General features: G+C 71.8%; 16 protein-coding genes. 12 read left to right on the top strand and 4 right to left on the bottom strand.

Features of this window, described 5'->3' with window-relative positions; genetic code table 11:
• Positions 1-4: 4 nt before the first annotated feature.
• Positions 5-802, bottom strand: a complete 798-nt coding sequence (gene modA / locus P6F26_RS02855) for a molybdate ABC transporter substrate-binding protein (protein WP_430736714.1) — start codon at positions 800-802, stop codon at positions 5-7.
• Positions 803-878: 76 nt separating this feature from the next.
• On the bottom strand, positions 879-1,262 hold the full coding sequence (locus P6F26_RS02850; RefSeq protein WP_278027132.1) for a winged helix-turn-helix domain-containing protein: 384 nt from the start codon (positions 1,260-1,262) through the stop codon (positions 879-881).
• A gap of 110 nt (positions 1,263-1,372) precedes the next feature.
• On the opposite strand from P6F26_RS02850, the gene P6F26_RS02845 reads away from it, so the two are divergent.
• The 10 genes from P6F26_RS02845 (at position 1,373) to P6F26_RS02800 (ending at position 11,455) form a co-directional block, all read left to right on the top strand.
• Positions 1,373-1,921, top strand: a complete 549-nt coding sequence (locus tag P6F26_RS02845) for an RNA polymerase sigma factor (RefSeq protein ID WP_278027131.1) — start codon at positions 1,373-1,375, stop codon at positions 1,919-1,921.
• Positions 1,918-2,484 (top strand): anti-sigma factor family protein, encoded by a 567-nt coding sequence (locus tag P6F26_RS02840; protein WP_278027130.1) that lies wholly within the window; start codon positions 1,918-1,920, stop codon positions 2,482-2,484. Before P6F26_RS02845 ends, P6F26_RS02840 begins: the two co-directional genes overlap by 4 nt.
• Before the next feature lie 7 nt (positions 2,485-2,491).
• Entirely contained in the window at positions 2,492-3,775 is a 1,284-nt protein-coding gene (locus P6F26_RS02835) for a S8 family serine peptidase (protein WP_278027129.1), read from the top strand.
• Positions 3,776-3,919: 144 nt separating this feature from the next.
• Positions 3,920-4,387, top strand: coding sequence for a hypothetical protein (locus P6F26_RS02830; RefSeq protein WP_278027128.1), 468 nt, complete (start codon positions 3,920-3,922; stop codon positions 4,385-4,387).
• Between the two features lie 144 nt (positions 4,388-4,531).
• The gene (locus P6F26_RS02825) at positions 4,532-5,518 is read left to right on the top strand and encodes an aldo/keto reductase (RefSeq protein ID WP_278027127.1); all 987 of its coding nucleotides are present in this window, start codon (positions 4,532-4,534) and stop codon (positions 5,516-5,518) included.
• A gap of 167 nt (positions 5,519-5,685) precedes the next feature.
• Positions 5,686-6,864 (top strand): acetylornithine deacetylase, encoded by a 1,179-nt coding sequence (gene argE, locus P6F26_RS02820; protein ID WP_278027126.1) that lies wholly within the window; start codon positions 5,686-5,688, stop codon positions 6,862-6,864.
• Between the two features lie 162 nt (positions 6,865-7,026).
• Positions 7,027-8,214, top strand: a complete 1,188-nt coding sequence (locus P6F26_RS02815) for an ABC transporter substrate-binding protein (RefSeq protein ID WP_278027125.1) — start codon at positions 7,027-7,029, stop codon at positions 8,212-8,214.
• Positions 8,211-9,926 carry an ABC transporter permease gene (locus P6F26_RS02810; RefSeq protein ID WP_278027124.1) on the top strand — a complete coding sequence of 572 codons (1,716 nt, stop codon included), beginning with the start codon at positions 8,211-8,213 and terminating at the stop codon, positions 9,924-9,926. Before P6F26_RS02815 ends, P6F26_RS02810 begins: the two co-directional genes overlap by 4 nt.
• The gene (locus tag P6F26_RS02805; protein WP_278027123.1) at positions 9,923-10,585 is read left to right on the top strand and encodes an ATP-binding cassette domain-containing protein; all 663 of its coding nucleotides are present in this window, start codon (positions 9,923-9,925) and stop codon (positions 10,583-10,585) included. Before P6F26_RS02810 ends, P6F26_RS02805 begins: the two co-directional genes overlap by 4 nt.
• A 654-nt stretch (positions 10,586-11,239) precedes the next feature.
• Positions 11,240-11,455: a hypothetical protein gene (locus tag P6F26_RS02800; RefSeq protein WP_278027122.1), complete on the top strand. Its 216-nt coding sequence runs from the start codon at positions 11,240-11,242 to the stop codon at positions 11,453-11,455.
• 139 nt (positions 11,456-11,594) lie between these two features.
• Here P6F26_RS02800 and P6F26_RS02795 read toward each other — a convergent pair whose 3' ends face one another.
• Positions 11,595-12,770: a sensor histidine kinase gene (locus P6F26_RS02795; protein WP_278027121.1), complete on the bottom strand. Its 1,176-nt coding sequence runs from the start codon at positions 12,768-12,770 to the stop codon at positions 11,595-11,597.
• Positions 12,767-13,492, bottom strand: coding sequence for a response regulator (locus P6F26_RS02790; protein WP_278027120.1), 726 nt, complete (start codon positions 13,490-13,492; stop codon positions 12,767-12,769). Before P6F26_RS02790 ends, P6F26_RS02795 begins: the two co-directional genes overlap by 4 nt.
• 241 nt (positions 13,493-13,733) lie before the next feature.
• On the opposite strand from P6F26_RS02790, the gene P6F26_RS02785 reads away from it, so the two are divergent.
• Together P6F26_RS02785 and P6F26_RS02780 are read left to right on the top strand one after the other, a co-directional pair.
• The gene (locus P6F26_RS02785) at positions 13,734-15,179 is read left to right on the top strand and encodes a sensor histidine kinase (RefSeq protein WP_278027119.1); all 1,446 of its coding nucleotides are present in this window, start codon (positions 13,734-13,736) and stop codon (positions 15,177-15,179) included.
• Positions 15,180-15,232: 53 nt separating this feature from the next.
• On the top strand, positions 15,233-15,652 hold the full coding sequence (locus P6F26_RS02780; RefSeq protein WP_278027118.1) for a response regulator: 420 nt from the start codon (positions 15,233-15,235) through the stop codon (positions 15,650-15,652).
• Positions 15,653-15,806 lie beyond the last annotated feature (154 nt).

Here is a 15,806-nt window from a genome sequence, read left to right as displayed (position 1 = left end):
CGCCCTACCCCGCCGCCATGACGAAGCCCTGCCGCTCGAAGGCCTCGCGCGCGCGGGGGCCTCGCAGGAAGTCGAGGAACTGCGCCGCGGCCTCGGTCTTCCCGGCGCGGATGGCGGCCGCGGGATAGACGATGGGCGGATGGGTCCCGGCCGGGAAGGTGCCGATGACGGTGACGCGGTCCTCGGCCACGGCGTCGGTCGCGTAGACGATGCCGAGCGGAGCCTCGCCCGCCGCAACGAAGGCCAGCGCCGCGCGCACGTTGTCGGCCTGCGCGACGCGCGCCCGCACGCCGTCCCACAGCCCGAGGCTCTCGAGCGCGGCCTTCCCGTAGATCCCGGCGGGCACCGCATCGACGAGCGCCATGGCAAGACGCCCCCCCTCCAGCAGGGCGTCGAGGTCGAGGTCGGGCCCGATCTCGACGGCTTGCGCGCCCGCGCCATGCGTCTTGTGCGCCACGAGGACGATGGCGTTGCGCAGAAGATCGAAGCGCGTGCCCTCCGCCAGAAGCCCACCCGCCTCCAGCGCGTCCATCCAGTCGGGGCTGGCGGAGATGAAGACGTCGGCCGGCGCGCCCTGCTGGATCTGCCGCGCGAGCGCCGAGGACCCGGCAAGCGACACGACGAGGTCATGGCCCGTCGCATCCTCGAAGCGCGTCTCGATCTCGGCCATGGCGTCGGTCAAGCTGGCGGCGGCGAAGACCACCACACGCTCGGCCCGCGCAAGCGCCGGGGCGAATGCCGCGCCCGACACGACGAGCGTCACGAGCGCGAGGCGGCGCAAACGGGGGAAACCGGCGGTCACGGGAGCGACTCCTCTGCAATCGATATGTTCACGCGGGAATATCGAGCCATTCGAGGCGCGCCGGCAAGCGTTATCTTCATTCGGGAATATCGCGCAGGAGCGCCGCCAGCCGCCCGATATGCGCCTCGCCCGCGCGCCGGGTCTCGGCCTCGAGGGCGCGATAGGCGTCAAGCACCGCCTCGCCGGTCGGCGTCACCCGCGCCCCGCCGCCCCGCGCGCCCCCCCGCGTGCTTTCCACGACGGGGTCGCGGAACATCGCGTTCAGCGTCTCGACGAGTTGCCAGGCGCGCTTGTAGCTCATGCCCATCTCGCGCCCCGCCGCCGCGATGGAGCCGGTGCGCCCGATGCGCTCAAGCAGCTCGGCCTTGCCCGGGCCCAGCATCCCTCCGGGACCGAAGACCAGCCTGATGCGCACGCTTGGCGCGGCGCTCGCGGAAGGGGTGTCGCTCGGTCCGGTCATGGCGCGAGTGTGGACACGAGAAGCCCCGCCGCGGCAAGCGCGACTTGACGCGGACCGCCGGGGTGGCCCCAATGGCGCGCGCAGACGCATTGTTCCCGGTAGCTCGCCCGATGTCCGACCCGAACGCCGCCCTCATCGACCGCATCGCCAAGGGCGACAAGGGCGCGCTGGCCGACCTCTACCGGGCGCTGGAGCGACCCGTCTACCGCTTCATCCTCTCCAGATTGAACGATCCGCACGAGGCCGCCGACATACTGCAGGACGTGTTCATCGACATCTGGCGGGCAGCCGCCCGCTTCGAAGGGAGAGCGAAAGTGCAGACCTGGGTTTTCGGCATCGCCCACCGCAAGACGATCGACGCGCTTCGGCGCAAGGGACGGATCGACCTGACCGACACCATGCCCGATGAGGCGGACGACGGACCCGACATGGCCACCTGCCTCGTCGCGGCCGAAGAGGCGGGCCATGTCCGCCACTGCCTCGGCACGCTGTCGGACGACCACCGCGCGGTCGTGTCCCTGACCTTCTACGACGACATGAGCGCGCCCGAGATCTCGCGCGTGATCGACGCGCCGGAAGGCACCGTGCGCTCGCGGCTGCATCACGCCAAGCGGCTGCTGATGCGTTGCCTCGAAGGACGCATGGGGAGGCCGGCATGACCCGCGACGAAGCACTCGAACGCCTGCCGTTCCACGTCAACGGCACGCTGGATCCCGCCGAGGCCGCGGAGCTTGCCGTCTGGCTGGACACGGACGAGGGCGTCAGGGCCGAGGCCGACGCCCTCGCCGCGCTGAGGTCGCGGATGCAGGGCGAGCCCGTGGGAAGCCCCGGCGCGGCGGGCCTCGAGCGGCTGATGCGGGCGGTCGACCGGGCCGAGCCCGCGAACCGCCCCGCGCCGCCCCGGATGTGGCAGATCGCGGCCGCCGTCCTGCTGGCGGTCGCTCTGGTGCAAGGTCTTTTCCTGCTCGACCGGGGCGGCGACGATGGCTTTCGCCTCGCCGGGGCCGACGAGGCGGTGTTCCGTGTGACCTTCGACCCCGACGCGACCGAGGCCGCGATCCGCGCCGCCCTGCTGGAGGCCGGGGTGACGATCGTGGACGGTCCGTCGTCGATCGGACTATACGATCTCGCGCCGCTCGAGGGCGTCGACCCGGCCGAGGCCGAGCGCATGCTCCGCCAAGCCGCCGCGGTGGAAAGCGTACAGGGGGCAGCGGCCGAATGAGGGATACATGAGCGCATTCCGCATGATCGGCCTCGCCGCGGCGCTTGCCGCCCTCGTCGGCCTCGCAGGCAGCCCGGCCGCCGCGCAAACGGGCGCCGCCCCGGCACCCGGAGCGGGGCCGGGGGCGGGCGCGGGGCCGGGCGGGACGCCCGGAGGCGGATCGCGCGGCACCACGCGGGACGAGGGCGATCCCGGTCGCCGGGACGCGGCCGCCATGGCCCGCGACGAGGTCGCGCGGTTCGAGGGCCGCCCGGAATTCGTCCTGCACGGCACGCCCGCCTCAGTCGCCGCGGGGAACGCTGCGCTGGTGGGCGCGGGCGCGACGCTTCTTCGCATCCGCCCGCTGCCCGGCCTGTCGCGCGAGATGCGCGTCTACGACCTTGGCCGCCGCCTCGAACCCGCGACGGCGCGCACGCTGCTGGGCGCCGAAGCACCCGGTGCCGCATTCGACGCGAACGCCATCTACCGCTACGCCCAGGCCGCCCCCCCGCGCGTCTACGCCGCAAGCGCGATCGGCGCGGAGGCCGCGTGCCGCCTTCCGCCCTCGGTGACCCTGGGCATCGTCGACGGCCCCGTCGCGGCGGGCCACCCCGCGCTCCGGGGCGCGGATCTGACGGCGGTCTCGGCGCTGCTGCCGGGCGACGTGCCGGTGGACGCCGACCACGGCACGGCGGTCGCGGCGCTGATCGCGGGCGAGGACCCCTCGGGCGGCCTTGGCGGCTTCGCGCCCGGCCTGCGTGTCGTCGCGGTCGGCGCCTTCGCGCGAGAGGGGCGTTCGCCCGGCGCCGACGTCGACCGCATCGCGGGCGCGCTGGACGCGCTGGCGCGGACGCGGGCGGACGTGATCAACATGAGTTTCGCAGGCCCCGCGAACCGCGTGCTCTCAAGCCTTGTCGAGGACGTCGCGGCGACCGGCGCGGTCATGGTCGCGGCGGCCGGCAACCGGCGTGACGCCGACATCCGCCATCCCGCCGGACTGCCGCAGGTCATCGCGGTGACGGCGGTCGATGCGGGCCTGCGCCGGTTCCGCAGCGCCGGCACGGGGACGCATATCGAGTTCGCCGCGCCCGGCGTGGACCTCTACGTCGCGGACGCGGCCGGCGGGCGCTACGCCAGCGGCACCAGCTTCGCCGCCCCAATCGTCGCGGCGATGGCGGCGCGGCTGGTCGCCGAGGGCACGCGGTCGACGGAGGCGATCCGCGCCGCGCTGCGGGCGTCAAGCCGCGATCTTGGCGTTCCGGGACGTGACACGGAAACCGGCTGGGGCCTTCCGCGCGCGCCGGACTGCTGATTTCCCTTTCATTTTCAGTGATTTGCAAGAAAGTTGCGCCCCGGCGCACCTTTTCTTGAACGGTTTCGCCCGGTCGCGCGACCCATGGATGCAACGCGGCGCTGCCGCACTCCATCTCGCTCGGATCCCGGAAAGGACCACACCATGAAACGCATCCTCACCACCACCGCCTTCGCCCTGTCCCTCGGCTCCGCCGTCTCGGCGCCTGCCGCGGCCGAACCGATGTCCTCGCTCGAAGAATGCTACAACACCGTCATCACCTGGTGCACCGAGACCTTCCCCGAACACGCGTCGGAATGCGGCAGCTCCAGCGGCCTCGACGCCTGCGACGAGGTCTTCGGCGACCGCGCCGACGCGCGCGCCGTCCTGCTGGTCACGCCGGGCGATCCGGTCGCCCGTCTCCGCGTCCTGACCAGCGCGCGCCCCGCACCGTCGCAGGGCGACGACGACGGAGACCGCGGCGGGGACGGTGACCGCAACGGCCGCGGCGATGGCGGCAGCAACGGTGGCAGCAACGGCGGCGGCGGCAGCCAGGGCGGCGGCAACGGCGGCGGCAGCCAGGGCGGCGGCGCAGGCTCGGCGTCTTTCGGCGGCGCGGTCGCGCGGCGCTGATCCACCGCCGGCACGCGCGGATGGGCCCCGGTCGAGGACCGGGGCCTTTTGCGTTGCGCCGCCGCGCCGCGCGGCCAAGCCCCTTTCGCTTCGTCCCGGGCGCGGTATCCTCGGGGCGCAGGGACGGCAACCGGAGGAGCGAAGATGGAAAAGCGCGAGGTGGGCCGGACCGGCCTGAAGATCGACGTGCTGGGATTGGGCGGCGCGCCGCTGGGCGGCAACTTCGCCGATCTCGACTACGCGCAGGCGGCCGAACTGGTCAGGGCCGCGCGCGAGGCGGGGATCGGCTATTTCGACACCGCGCCGTGGTATGGGTTCGGCCGCTCGGAACGGGTGATCGGCGACATGCTGCGCGGCCACGACTACATCCTGTCGGACAAGGTCGGGCGGCTTCTGCGGCCCGGCGCGGTCGAGAACCCGATGGACTTCGGCATGATCGACCCGCTGCCGTTCACCGTGGTCTACGACTACGGCTATGACGGCATCATGCGCGCCTACGAGGACGACCTCCAGCGCCTCGGCCTGGACCGCATCGACATCCTGCTCGCCCACGACATCGGCGAGATGCAGCACGGACCGGAGAACGCACGCCACTTCGCCGACCTCGCCGAGGGGGGATACCGCGCGATGGACGAGCTGCGCCGCAGCGGCGCCGTGCGGGCGATCGGCCTTGGCGTGAACGAGAACAAGGTCTGCCTCGACGCCCTTGGCATCGGCGACTGGGACGTGTTCCTGCTGGCGGGGCGCTACACGCTACTGGAGCAGACGCCGCTGTCGGAGCTGTTCCCGGCCTGCCGCGAGGCGGGCACCACGATCATCTGCGGCGGGCCGTTCAATTCCGGCATCCTGGTGGGGCGCGCTACGTGGAACTACGCCAAGGCCCCGGCGGAGGTGGTCGACCGGGCCCGCGCGCTCGGCTCGGCGGCGGACGATTTCGGCGTCCCCCTGCCCGCGGCCGCCCTGCAGTTCCCGCTGGGCCACGACCTGGTCACGTCGGTCATTCCCGGACCGCGCAGCAAGGCAGAGCTGGACCAGATCCTCGACTGGTTCGGCACGGCCATCCCGGCGGAGTTCTGGCAGGCGCTGCGATCGAGGGGCCTTCTGGCCGAGGACGCGCCGCTGCCCGGCTGACGGCACCGGGCGGCGCATTCCGCGCAATCTCCGGGCAATGCGCGCGCGGGGGCGCCGCGCAACGGGCCGGCGCGGGTTTCGCCGGGCCTTCGCGCGCATCCGCATTGACCCGCGGGCCGGGCGCGGCTACCCGCGAAGGCAGGCGTCGATGCGAGGGGTGGGACACGTTGGACAGACTGGCCCGGACCAAGGCGATCCTTGGCGATCTCATCGCGTTCCCCACCGTGTCCGCCGATCCCAACCTCGAGATGATCGCCTACCTCGCCGATCTTCTCGGGCAGGCGGGCGCGCATGTGGAGCTTCAGCGCGACGACACCGGCCACAAGGCCAACCTTTTCGCCACGCTCGGGCCCGAGGTAAGCGGCGGCGTCGTGCTGTCGGGCCATAGCGACGTGGTGCCGGTGGCGGAACAGCCGTGGACCCTCGATCCCTTCGCCATGACCGAGCGCGACGGACGGCTCTACGGGCGGGGCGCGTGCGACATGAAGGGCTTCATCGCGGCCGCCCTCGCCATGGCACCCGAGTTCGCCTCCGCCGACCGGGCCCGGCCGATCCACTTCGCCTTCACCTACGACGAGGAGGTCGGATGCCTCGGGGCGCGGGCGCTGATGCGGCTTCTGGAGGACAAGCCCTACCGTCCCGCGATCGCCATCATCGGCGAACCGACGGAGATGCGCATCATCGAGGGCCACAAGGGCTGCTACGAATACACGACCCGCTTCGAGGGGCTGGCGGGCCACGGTTCGGCGCCCGAGCGCGGCGTCAACGCGGTGGAATTCGCGGTGCGCTACGTCGCGCGGCTGCTGGAGCTGAAGGACGAGCTGCGCCGCAGCGCGCCTGAGGGCAGCCGCTTCGACCCGCCGTGGACCACCGTGAACGTCGGCGCCCTGCAGGGCGGCTCGGCGCACAACGTGATCGCCGGCCGCGCCCATGTCGACTGGGAGATGCGCCCGGCGGCCGAGGCGGATGCAGACTACGTCAAGACGCAGCTCGCGCTTTATTGCAGCCAGCGCCTTCTGCCCGAGATGCGCGCGGTCTGGCCCGAGGCGAGCATCGAGACCGAAGTGATCGGCGAGGTCGCGGGCCTCGTGCCCACCGACGCCAACCTCGCGCGGCGGATCGTGGCCGAGTTGACCGGCGCGAACGGGGCGGATTGCGTGCCCTTCGGCACCGAGGCGGGGCTTTTCCAGGCGCTCGGGATGGACGTGGTCGTCTGCGGGCCGGGATCGATCGAGCAGGCGCACAAGGCGGACGAATACCTCGAGGTGGCGCAGCTGTCTCGCTGCCTCGACATGCTGTCCGGCCTCGCGGAGCGCCGCCTCGGCCCCGAGGACGCGAAGGGCTGAGGGTCGGCGGGCAACCGGCGCGGGCCGTTGCCCCCCCAGCGCCCGGTCACGTTTTCGCGCCCGGGGTGGACCGCCCGCGCTTCGCGCCACATTATCCGGGGCGATGCAGGGGCGGCGGCGCACGCGGTCCTTCGCGGCCCGAACGCCAGGCAGGAAACCACGATGCGACCGACCGCCACGATCACCCTTATCGCCGCCCTTCTCGCGCAGCCCGCCCTCGCCGATTGGGAGGACACGCTTGCGGCGGCGCGGGGCCAGACAGTCTACTGGAACGCCTGGGGCGGGGACGCGCGCACCAACGCCTTCATCGACTGGGTCGGCGAGCAGACCGAGGCGCGGTACGGCGTGGCGGTCGAGCATGTCCGACTGACCGACACGGCCGAGGCCGTCACGCGCGTGATCTCGGAACGCGCGGCGGGGCGGGACGCGGACGGATCGGTCGATCTCATCTGGATCAACGGGCCCAACTTCCTCGCCATGAAGGAACAGGACCTCCTGTTCGGGCCCTTCGTCGCGGACCTGCCGAACGCGCGCTACCTCGACCTTTCGCCGGGCGCGCCCGCGGCGATGGACTTCACCGTGCCGGTCGAGGGCATGGAAAGCCCGTGGCGGCTTGCCAAGTTCGTGTTCTCCTACGACAGCGCCCGCGTGGAGGCCCCGCCGCGCGACATGGCGAGCTTCGTGGACTGGGCCGAGGCCAACCCGGGCCGCGTCACGCATCCAGACCCGTCGAACTTCATGGGGGCCACCTTCCTCAAGCAGGCCCTGATCGAGCTTGCGCCCGACCCTGCCGCCCTGCTCGAGCCCGTCACCGACGCGGCCTTCGCGGAACAGACCGCGCCGCTCTGGGCGTGGTATGACGCGCTGCGCCCCAACATGTGGCGCGGAGGCGAGGCCTTCCCCGAGAACGAAAGCGTCCAGCAGCAGCTTCTGAACGACGGCGAGGTGGATATCGCCATGTCCTTCGACCCGGCCTCGACCGCTGCGGCCATCGCGCAGGGCCTTCTGCCGCCGACCGCGCGCGTCTTCGTGCCCGAGGGCGGGACCATCGGCAACGTCAGTTTCGTCGCGATCCCCTACAACGCCGCCAGCGCCGAAGGTGCGCAGGTCGTGGCGAACTTCCTGCTGGCCCCCGAGGTCCAGGCGAGGATGCAGGACATCGAGGTGATGGGATCGTTCTCGGTACTCGACCCCGAACGCCTCGACGCCGAGGCGCGCGCGGCCTTCGACGCGCTGCCGGCCGCACCCGCGCTGCCGACGCTGGAGGAGCTCGGTCCGACCCTGCCCGAGCCGCATCCCAGCTGGATGACGCGGCTGACCGAGGACTGGGCGCGGCGCTACACGCGGTGATCGCGACCTCGAAGGACGGCCGCGCGCTGCGGGTCGCGGTCCTTGTCGCGGTGGTGGCGGGCGTGCTTGCGCCGATCCTTGCGGGGCTTTGGGAAACCGCATGTGCGGCCTTCGGCCTGCTGCCCGCCATCGGCGCGACGAAGCCCTCGCTGGCGCCATGGTCGGCGCTGGCCGGCCTGCCGGGCATGGCCACGAGCCTTCGGCTGACGCTTGTGACGGGCATCGGCGCGACTGCGCTGTCGCTCCTGCTCGCCGTTGGTTTCTGTGCCGGTGTGCATGGCCGCCTCAGCCGCCGGGCGTCGGGCCGCGTCCTGACGCCCTTCCTCGCCGCGCCGCATGCGGCCATGGCGATCGGACTTGCCTTCCTGCTTTCGCCGTCTGGATGGATCGCGCGCGCCCTCGCGCCCTTGGCTGGCCTCGACCGCCCGCCCGCGCTGGCCACCGTGAACGACCCCTGGGGTCTCGCGCTGATCGTGGCGCTGACGGTCAAGGAGGTGCCGTTCCTGCTGCTCGTGATCCTGTCCGCGCTCAGCCAGGTCCCGGTGCGCGCGCACCTGACGGCGGGACGCTCGCTTGGCTACGGGCGCGGCATCGTGTGGATCAAGGTGATCATGCCGCAGGTCTGGCCGCTGATCCGGCTGCCGGTCATGGTCGTGCTGGCCTATTCGCTGTCGGTCGTGGACATGGCGCTGATCCTGGGGCCGTCGAACCCGCCCACGCTGGCGGTCATGCTGCTGCGGCTGTTCTCGGCGCCCGACACGGCCCTGCTCCTGCCGGCTTCGGCGGGCGCGCTCTTGCAGGGCGCGTTGGTGGCCGCCGCCTTCGCCGGGCTTCTGGCGCTGGAGCGCGCGGGCCGCGCGGTCGGGCTGTGGTGGATCCGCCGCGGCGGGCGCGGGCTTTCGGCCGAGCCGGGGCTGGCGCTGGCGACGGCGGCGACCACGGCCCTGATGGCACTGGGGGCGCTTGCGATGGCCTCGCTGGTGCTGTGGTCGCTCGCGTGGCGATGGCCCTGGCCGGACCTCCTGCCCGAGACATGGTCCCTGCGCGCCTGGGGCAGTCCGGGGGCGGGATGGCGCGACGCGCTCGTGGCGACGACGGGCCTGGCCGCGGCCAGCACGGGCGCCGCCCTCGTTCTGGCGCTGGCCTGGCTCGAGGGCGAGGACCGCGCGCGGCGCACCCGCGCCCGCTGGGCCGAGGCCCTGATCTACCTGCCGCTTCTCGTGCCGCAGATCGCGTTCCTCTACGGGCTGAACGTCGTGTTCCTGCGGCTGGGGGTGTCCGGCGGGTCCTTCGCGGTGATCTGGGCGCACGCCCTTTTCGTCTTTCCCTACGTCATGATCGCGTTGTCGGACCCCTGGCGCGCGCAGGACCCGCGCCTTGCCCGCGCGGCGGGATCGCTGGGCGCAGGGCCGTGGCGGCGGCTGTTCCGGGTGAAGCTGCCGGTCCTCCTGACGCCGATCCTGACCGCGGCGGCCATCGGGGTGGCCGTCTCGGTGGCGCAATACCTGCCGACGCTGTTCATGGGCGGGGGCCGGGTCGCCACGCTGACGACCGAGGCGGTGACGCTTGCCTCGTCCTCGGACCGGCGCATCGTGGGCGTCTACGCGACCCTGCAGGCGGGGCTGCCCTTCGCCGCCTACGCCGCCGCCTTCGCCATCCCCGCGCTTGTGCATCGCAACAGGCGCGCCCTGTCCGGCGAGGCCGCGGCATGACGCTGAGCCTGATCGACGTGGACATACGCCTTGCCGGGGCCCCACCGCTGTTTCCGCCCCTCTCGCTCGAGGTCGAACCGGGCCGTGTCGCGACCGTCATGGGCCCCTCCGGCGTCGGCAAGTCGACGCTGCTCGACGCGCTCGGCGGGCACCTCGCCCCCGGCTTCTCGATGGCGGGGCGGATCATGCTCAACGGCGCGGACGTCTCGTCGCTTCCGCCCGAGGCGAGGCGCATCGGGCTCGTGTTCCAGGATGCGGTCCTCTTTCCGCACCTTTCGGTCGCGGACAACCTCGCCTTCGGGCTATCGCGGTCCGTGCGCGGGCGGGCCGCGCGTCGCGCCGCGGTCGACGAGGCACTGGCGCTTGCGGGGCTTTCGGGCCTCGGGCGCCGCGACCCCGAGACGCTGTCGGGTGGACAGCGCGCGCGCGCCGCGCTGATGCGCACGCTTCTGGCCGAGCCGCGCGCGCTTCTGCTCGACGAGCCCTTCTCGAGGCTCGACGCCGAACTCAAGGCCGAGATCCGGGCCTTCACGTTCGAGCACATCCGCCAGCGCGACATCCCCGCGCTGATGGTCACGCACGATCCCGCCGACGCCGAGGCCGCCGGGGGGACCGTCATCACGCTTGGCGAGACGAGGCACGGCGCGCGCGGGTCCTGAGCGACCACGCGTCCATCCCGCAGACGCCCGTCCTTCACGGAGCCGTCCGGCAGGGCCGCGCGATGGGTCGAGAGCGGCCGGAAGCACGTCCCGCGAGAGCTGCCAGGGCGCAACCGCGCCGAGGACACCGGCGGAGTGACCATGGTCCGGGCGCATCGCGCGCCGGCAACACGCCCGACCGGCGTCTGGACCTTCGGCGCAGGCCGAGCCAATCCGGGGGCTTCATGGGGCAGGGCAAAGGGCAGCCCGGCCGCGACCACGCGGCCGGGGTCCCGCTCTCCAAGCTTCGTCCATCCGCCCGCGCGGCGCAGATCGAAGGCCGGGCCGAGGGGCGCGGACCGCCTTTCCGCCTGCCCGTCGACATGGCGGCTCCATGCGCGTCATGGCTCCCACCTCGGGATCGACGCGGCGATCCTCCGGCGTTTGTTCGAGGGCCCCCGGCTGCCGGGCGCGCTTGGCCTCCCTTGCGATCGCGTGCGTCATGCCGTTCACGGCGGACGGACATGGCCACCGCTGGACTGTGAAGACACCCTTCCGCGCACCGGGGCCGGCGTTGTGGGGAAAGTCTGGCAAAACCATGCCGGGTCCGCCCAACCCGCACCACAAACGTGCTGCATGTCGAGGTCCACGTCGAACAGACATGCGAGGATCGAGATGAATACCTTGGAGCGGGTCGCCGAGAACGCCTACCTGAAACTCTGCGCGGGACTGGTGCTGCTTTTCACCGCCGCGTGGGAAGTGCTGACCGGCGTCGAAACCGGCCTGCGGGCGGAGCACGGCATCCTCGTCTTTTCGGCCTTCCACATCCTCAAGGTCCTGCCAGAGCTTCGCGCAGGCCTGCACGAGGTCAGCTCGATCAGGACCCACTGAGGTCTCCCCGCACGGCCGCGCCGACCTCGCAACTGGGCCCCGGCGCGGCGCATCGCCGCCGCGCATTCTGACGCGAAGCGCACGTGCCTGGACCCTGCCAAGCCATATGCCGCCGTAACGGTCCCGCACTCCCCCAGACTTACATCGCGGCCCCCGTACGCCCGGCATCGCCGCGCGGCAGCAGAAAGCCGAACAGCGCCCCCTCGGTCCGGGAGGCGTCGCACCAGATCCTTCCGCCGTGACGCCCGACGATCTTCCTGCAGGTTGCAAGCCCGAGGCCCGTGCCCGCCGATGCCCCGCCCGGCACCCTGCGGAACGGCTCGAAGATCCGCTCGCGGTATGCTTCGGGAACGCCGATGCCGCGGTCGCTCACCTTGAAGAGGACGCCACCCACTTCTCCGCGGCACACCGATATCGTGACGTCCGGAGGCCCGGCGCCGGCGTACCTGATCGCGTTCGCGACGAGGTTCTGAAGGACCTGGGCGATCTGGGGCGGATCGCAGTGGACGAGCGGCGGCGCGGTCCCGAGATCGAGCCGGACCCGTGCGCCGCTGTGCGCGACATCCGAGGCGAGAGCGGTCAGGGCGCGATCGACGAGGTCGGCGGGTGCGACGGCGCGATGCTGCTCCTCGTGGTCGAAGCGGATATGCTCGGCCAGGCTCGCGATCAGGTCCAGCATCTGCCTGGAGGTCTTTCGCAGGAGCCGGACGCCGTCCCGCACGTCCTCCATCGCGCCCCCGGACAGGTCCGCGCCAAGCTGCTCGCTGAGATGGGCCATCGCGCGCGCGGGCGCTCGAAAATCGTGAACGAGCACCTCCGAGAACACCTCAAGGTCGCGGTGGACCTCCTGAAGCTTCCATGCGCTGCGCGCGGCCTGCACGCCGATCGTCAGCATGCGCTCCACGGAGGTCGGGCAAAGCGCGCTTTTGGCGATGTAGTCCCATGCACCGTTCTGGATCGCGCACTTCGCCACGGTCTCGTCGCCGCAGGACGTCATCAGGACGATCGCCGCGCGCGGCCAGCCTGCCCTGAGCGCGGCGAGGCATTCGAGGCCGGTGCGACCGGGAAGGATGTTGTCGAGAAGGATCGCGTCGAACGCGATGTCGCGGAACGCGCCCGCCTGCTCGATGGAGGCCGCCTCCGAGACCTCCGCATCGGCGCGGACCGCCGTCACGAGGCGCCGCACCAGCTTGCGGTCGCCGAGGTCGTCGTCGATCACCAGCACGGAAAGCGGCACCATGCCGAACCGGGCCGGCCCTGGCGCAGGGCCGGGATCCAGCACGGAGCCGAGCGCGGGCGTCGCCTCCGGGCTCATTCCCGCGCTGCTCGCGGCAAGGCGCGCGCCGGCGAGCCCTCGACGCCGTCCAGGATGTCGGCGACGCCGGAAAGGAAGGCGAATATCTCGTGGCAATCGTCCTCGAGCGCGCCCAACTTCTCGGCGAAGGGGGGCGTGATCGCCTCGTGCCCGCGCAGCGACCGGGCGTGGCGCAGGGTCGCCGACAGAACGGACCTGATCTCGGGGCCGGAGGTGAAGGCGAAGCGCCTTGCGAGACCCGACAAGGCGTCGCGCGTCCGCTTCGCCTCGGCGAAGGCCGCGAACAGAAGCCGTCGCTCGAAGGCGGAGGTCACGGATTTGCGGATCGCCTCGACGCTGAGCTGCTCCTTGACGAGGTAGTCCGCACAGCCCGAGCGCATCGCCTCCACCGCCACGTCGCAGTTGCCGACGCTCGTGACCATGATCGGCAGCGCGCCGGCCTGATCCTCCCGCGCCGACAGGATCCTCAGCGCGTCGAGGCCCGTGTCCATCTCGAGGTGATAGTCGAGGAACACGAGGTCCATGGACGCGCCGTCCAGGCGGGCGGCAAAGCCCGCGAGGTCGGCGGCCTCGTACAGGGTGAAGTCCAGACCGGCCTCGCGCAGCAGCCGGCGCAGCCGCAGGCGGTCGGTCTCGACATCGTCGAGGATCAGGACGTTCAGCGAGAGGGGCGCGTCGCGCCCGGCCTCGCGGCCCGGGGGAAGCGGTGCCCGGTTTTTCATGCCTTGGTCTCCCTACGACTGATAGCGGCCACCACGCCAAGCTGCCCGATGTCGGAACATGACACGCATCACCTAAGGAAACGTGAACGCTGGCGGATCCGCCCTGTCGCCCTTCGGCAATCATTCCTTAACGCGCCACGCGTTATGGTCAGGGACGGCGCGCCCCGATGCGACCGCAGGTTCAATATGAAAGCGCGCGATGCGAGGCAGGGTCCCGACGTTCAGAACAAGGATGACCCTGATGGCGGCGGCATCGGTGCTGATCACCGCGGCGGCTCTGGACCTCGTTGGCCGGCTCGAGGGCCGCGTCGGCGAAGCCGCTCCGCTCGCCGACCTCGTGCGAGATGCGCCGCCAGGTTCCGTCGGGTTCCTCGGTGCGGGGACGACCGTCGTCCTGGCCGCCCTCGCGGGTCTGTGCGCCGCACGCCTGGCCGCGCCGCTGGCGGACCTTGCGGCGTCGCTCTCCGGCCGGCCCGGCGTCGGGGGCGCGGTCGCGCTGCATCTCGGCGCACCCGGCGAAATCGGGGTGATCGCGCGCGCCTTCCACGCGCTCGGGACGGATCTCTTCGAAAGCACGGCCCGGATCGAGACGATCTACCGGAATGCGCCGGTCGGCATCGTGTCGTGCGACGTGGCGGGCCGGATCGTCGACATGAACCCCAAGGCCGAGGCCATGTTCGGCTTCGGCTCGGGCGGGGCGCTGGGCCGGTCGCTCGACATCCTGATGCCTGCCGAATACCGCCACGGCCATGCAAGCCGCCTGGCCGCGTTCGAGAACCACAAGTCCGACATGAGCGCCGACCGCAACGTCGCGGGGCTGCGCCGGGACGGCACGCGGTTCCCGCTTTCGGTGGCGCTGGGCAGCGTCGACGCAGGCGCGCGCAAGACGGTCATCGGCATCTTGCAGGACGTCTCCGAGCGTCATGCCGCGGAGGACAGGATGGCCTGTCTCCTGCGGGAGCTGGAAGCCTCGAAACGCGAGCTGGAACGCTCCAACGGCGAGCTCGACCAGTTCGCCTACATCGCCTCCCACGACCTGAAAGCGCCCTTGCGGGTGATCGACAACGCATCCCGCTGGCTGTCCGAGGACCTCGAGGGGCACCTGACGGAGGACACGCGCGAAAGCATGGACCTTCTCAGAAGCCGGGTGCGGCGGATGGACCGGCTTCTTGACGATCTGCTCGCCTATTCCCGGGTCGGGCGCGACACCCATTGCGGCGAAACGGTCTGTGGCGAACGCATCTTGCAGGAAGTGATCGCGCTGGCCTCGCCGCCCACTGCGTTCCGCATCGAGATCGGGCCGGGTTTCGACAAAATCGCCCTGCCGAGCGCGCCGATCAGCAGCGTCCTTCTGAACCTCGTCTCCAACGCCATCAAGCACCATGACCGCCTCGATGGGCGCTTGCGCGTGACCGTTGAGGACACGGGCGGGGACTACGCATTCTGCGTGGAGGACGACGGCCCGGGCATCCCCGCCGAATACCACGAGAAGGTGTTCGGCATGTTCCAGGTCCTCAAGCCGCGCGACGTGGTCGAGGGAAGCGGCATGGGCCTCGCCTTCGTGCGAAAGACCGTGGAAAGCGTCGGCGGATCGCTGACCCTGACGTCAGCGGACGGGAAGGGCTGCGCGTTCCGCTTCACATGGCCGAAGCCACCCGGTCCGCCCGACGCGCGGCCCCCTCCGTGAGCGCCCCGAAGCCCCGTCCCCCGCCCGCGACGGACCCGGTCAGGATCCTGCTCGTGGAGGACGACGACGGCGATGCCAAGGCGGTCCGGCGCGCGTTCGACAAGGCCGGGGTCGCCAGCGCCATCGTACGGGCGGTCGACGGCGTCGCGGCGCTGGAATACCTGCGCGATCCTGCGCGCACGGCCGAGGCGCCCGGCCTGGAGGGCCGCATCCTCCTCGTGGACATCAACATGCCACGTCTCGACGGCCACGCCTTCGTGAGGGAGATCCGGGCCGACCCCAAGCTTCGACGCCTTATCGTCTTCATGCTCACGACGTCGCGCGCGCAGGCGGATATCGAAGCCGCCTACGACGCGCATGTCGCTGGCTACGTCGTCAAGCAGAGCGCGGGCGGGGACGTTCTCGAACTGGCCGGCCTGCTGGAGAGATTCTGGCGCGTCGTCGAGATCCCTCGCGCGCAGATGGCGGGCTGAGGCGCGGGCCAGGCCCCCGGCGCAAGGCCCGCCTGCGCGATCGCCCCGCCGCCAGGGTCGCGGTGGGAAGGCGGGCATCCCGCACGCAGGCTACCCGCGCGACGGATCCAGGGCCCGCGCGATGCGGGCCTCGCGCCATCGCGACGGCGTTTCG

Origin of the sequence: Roseicyclus salinarum (assembly GCF_029624655.1) — a bacterium.
Classification (GTDB): Bacteria; Pseudomonadota; Alphaproteobacteria; order Rhodobacterales; family Rhodobacteraceae; genus Roseibacterium; species Roseibacterium salinarum.
The sequence above is the reverse complement of the archived record's forward strand: the minus strand, read 5'-3'. Positions and strand labels throughout refer to the sequence as shown.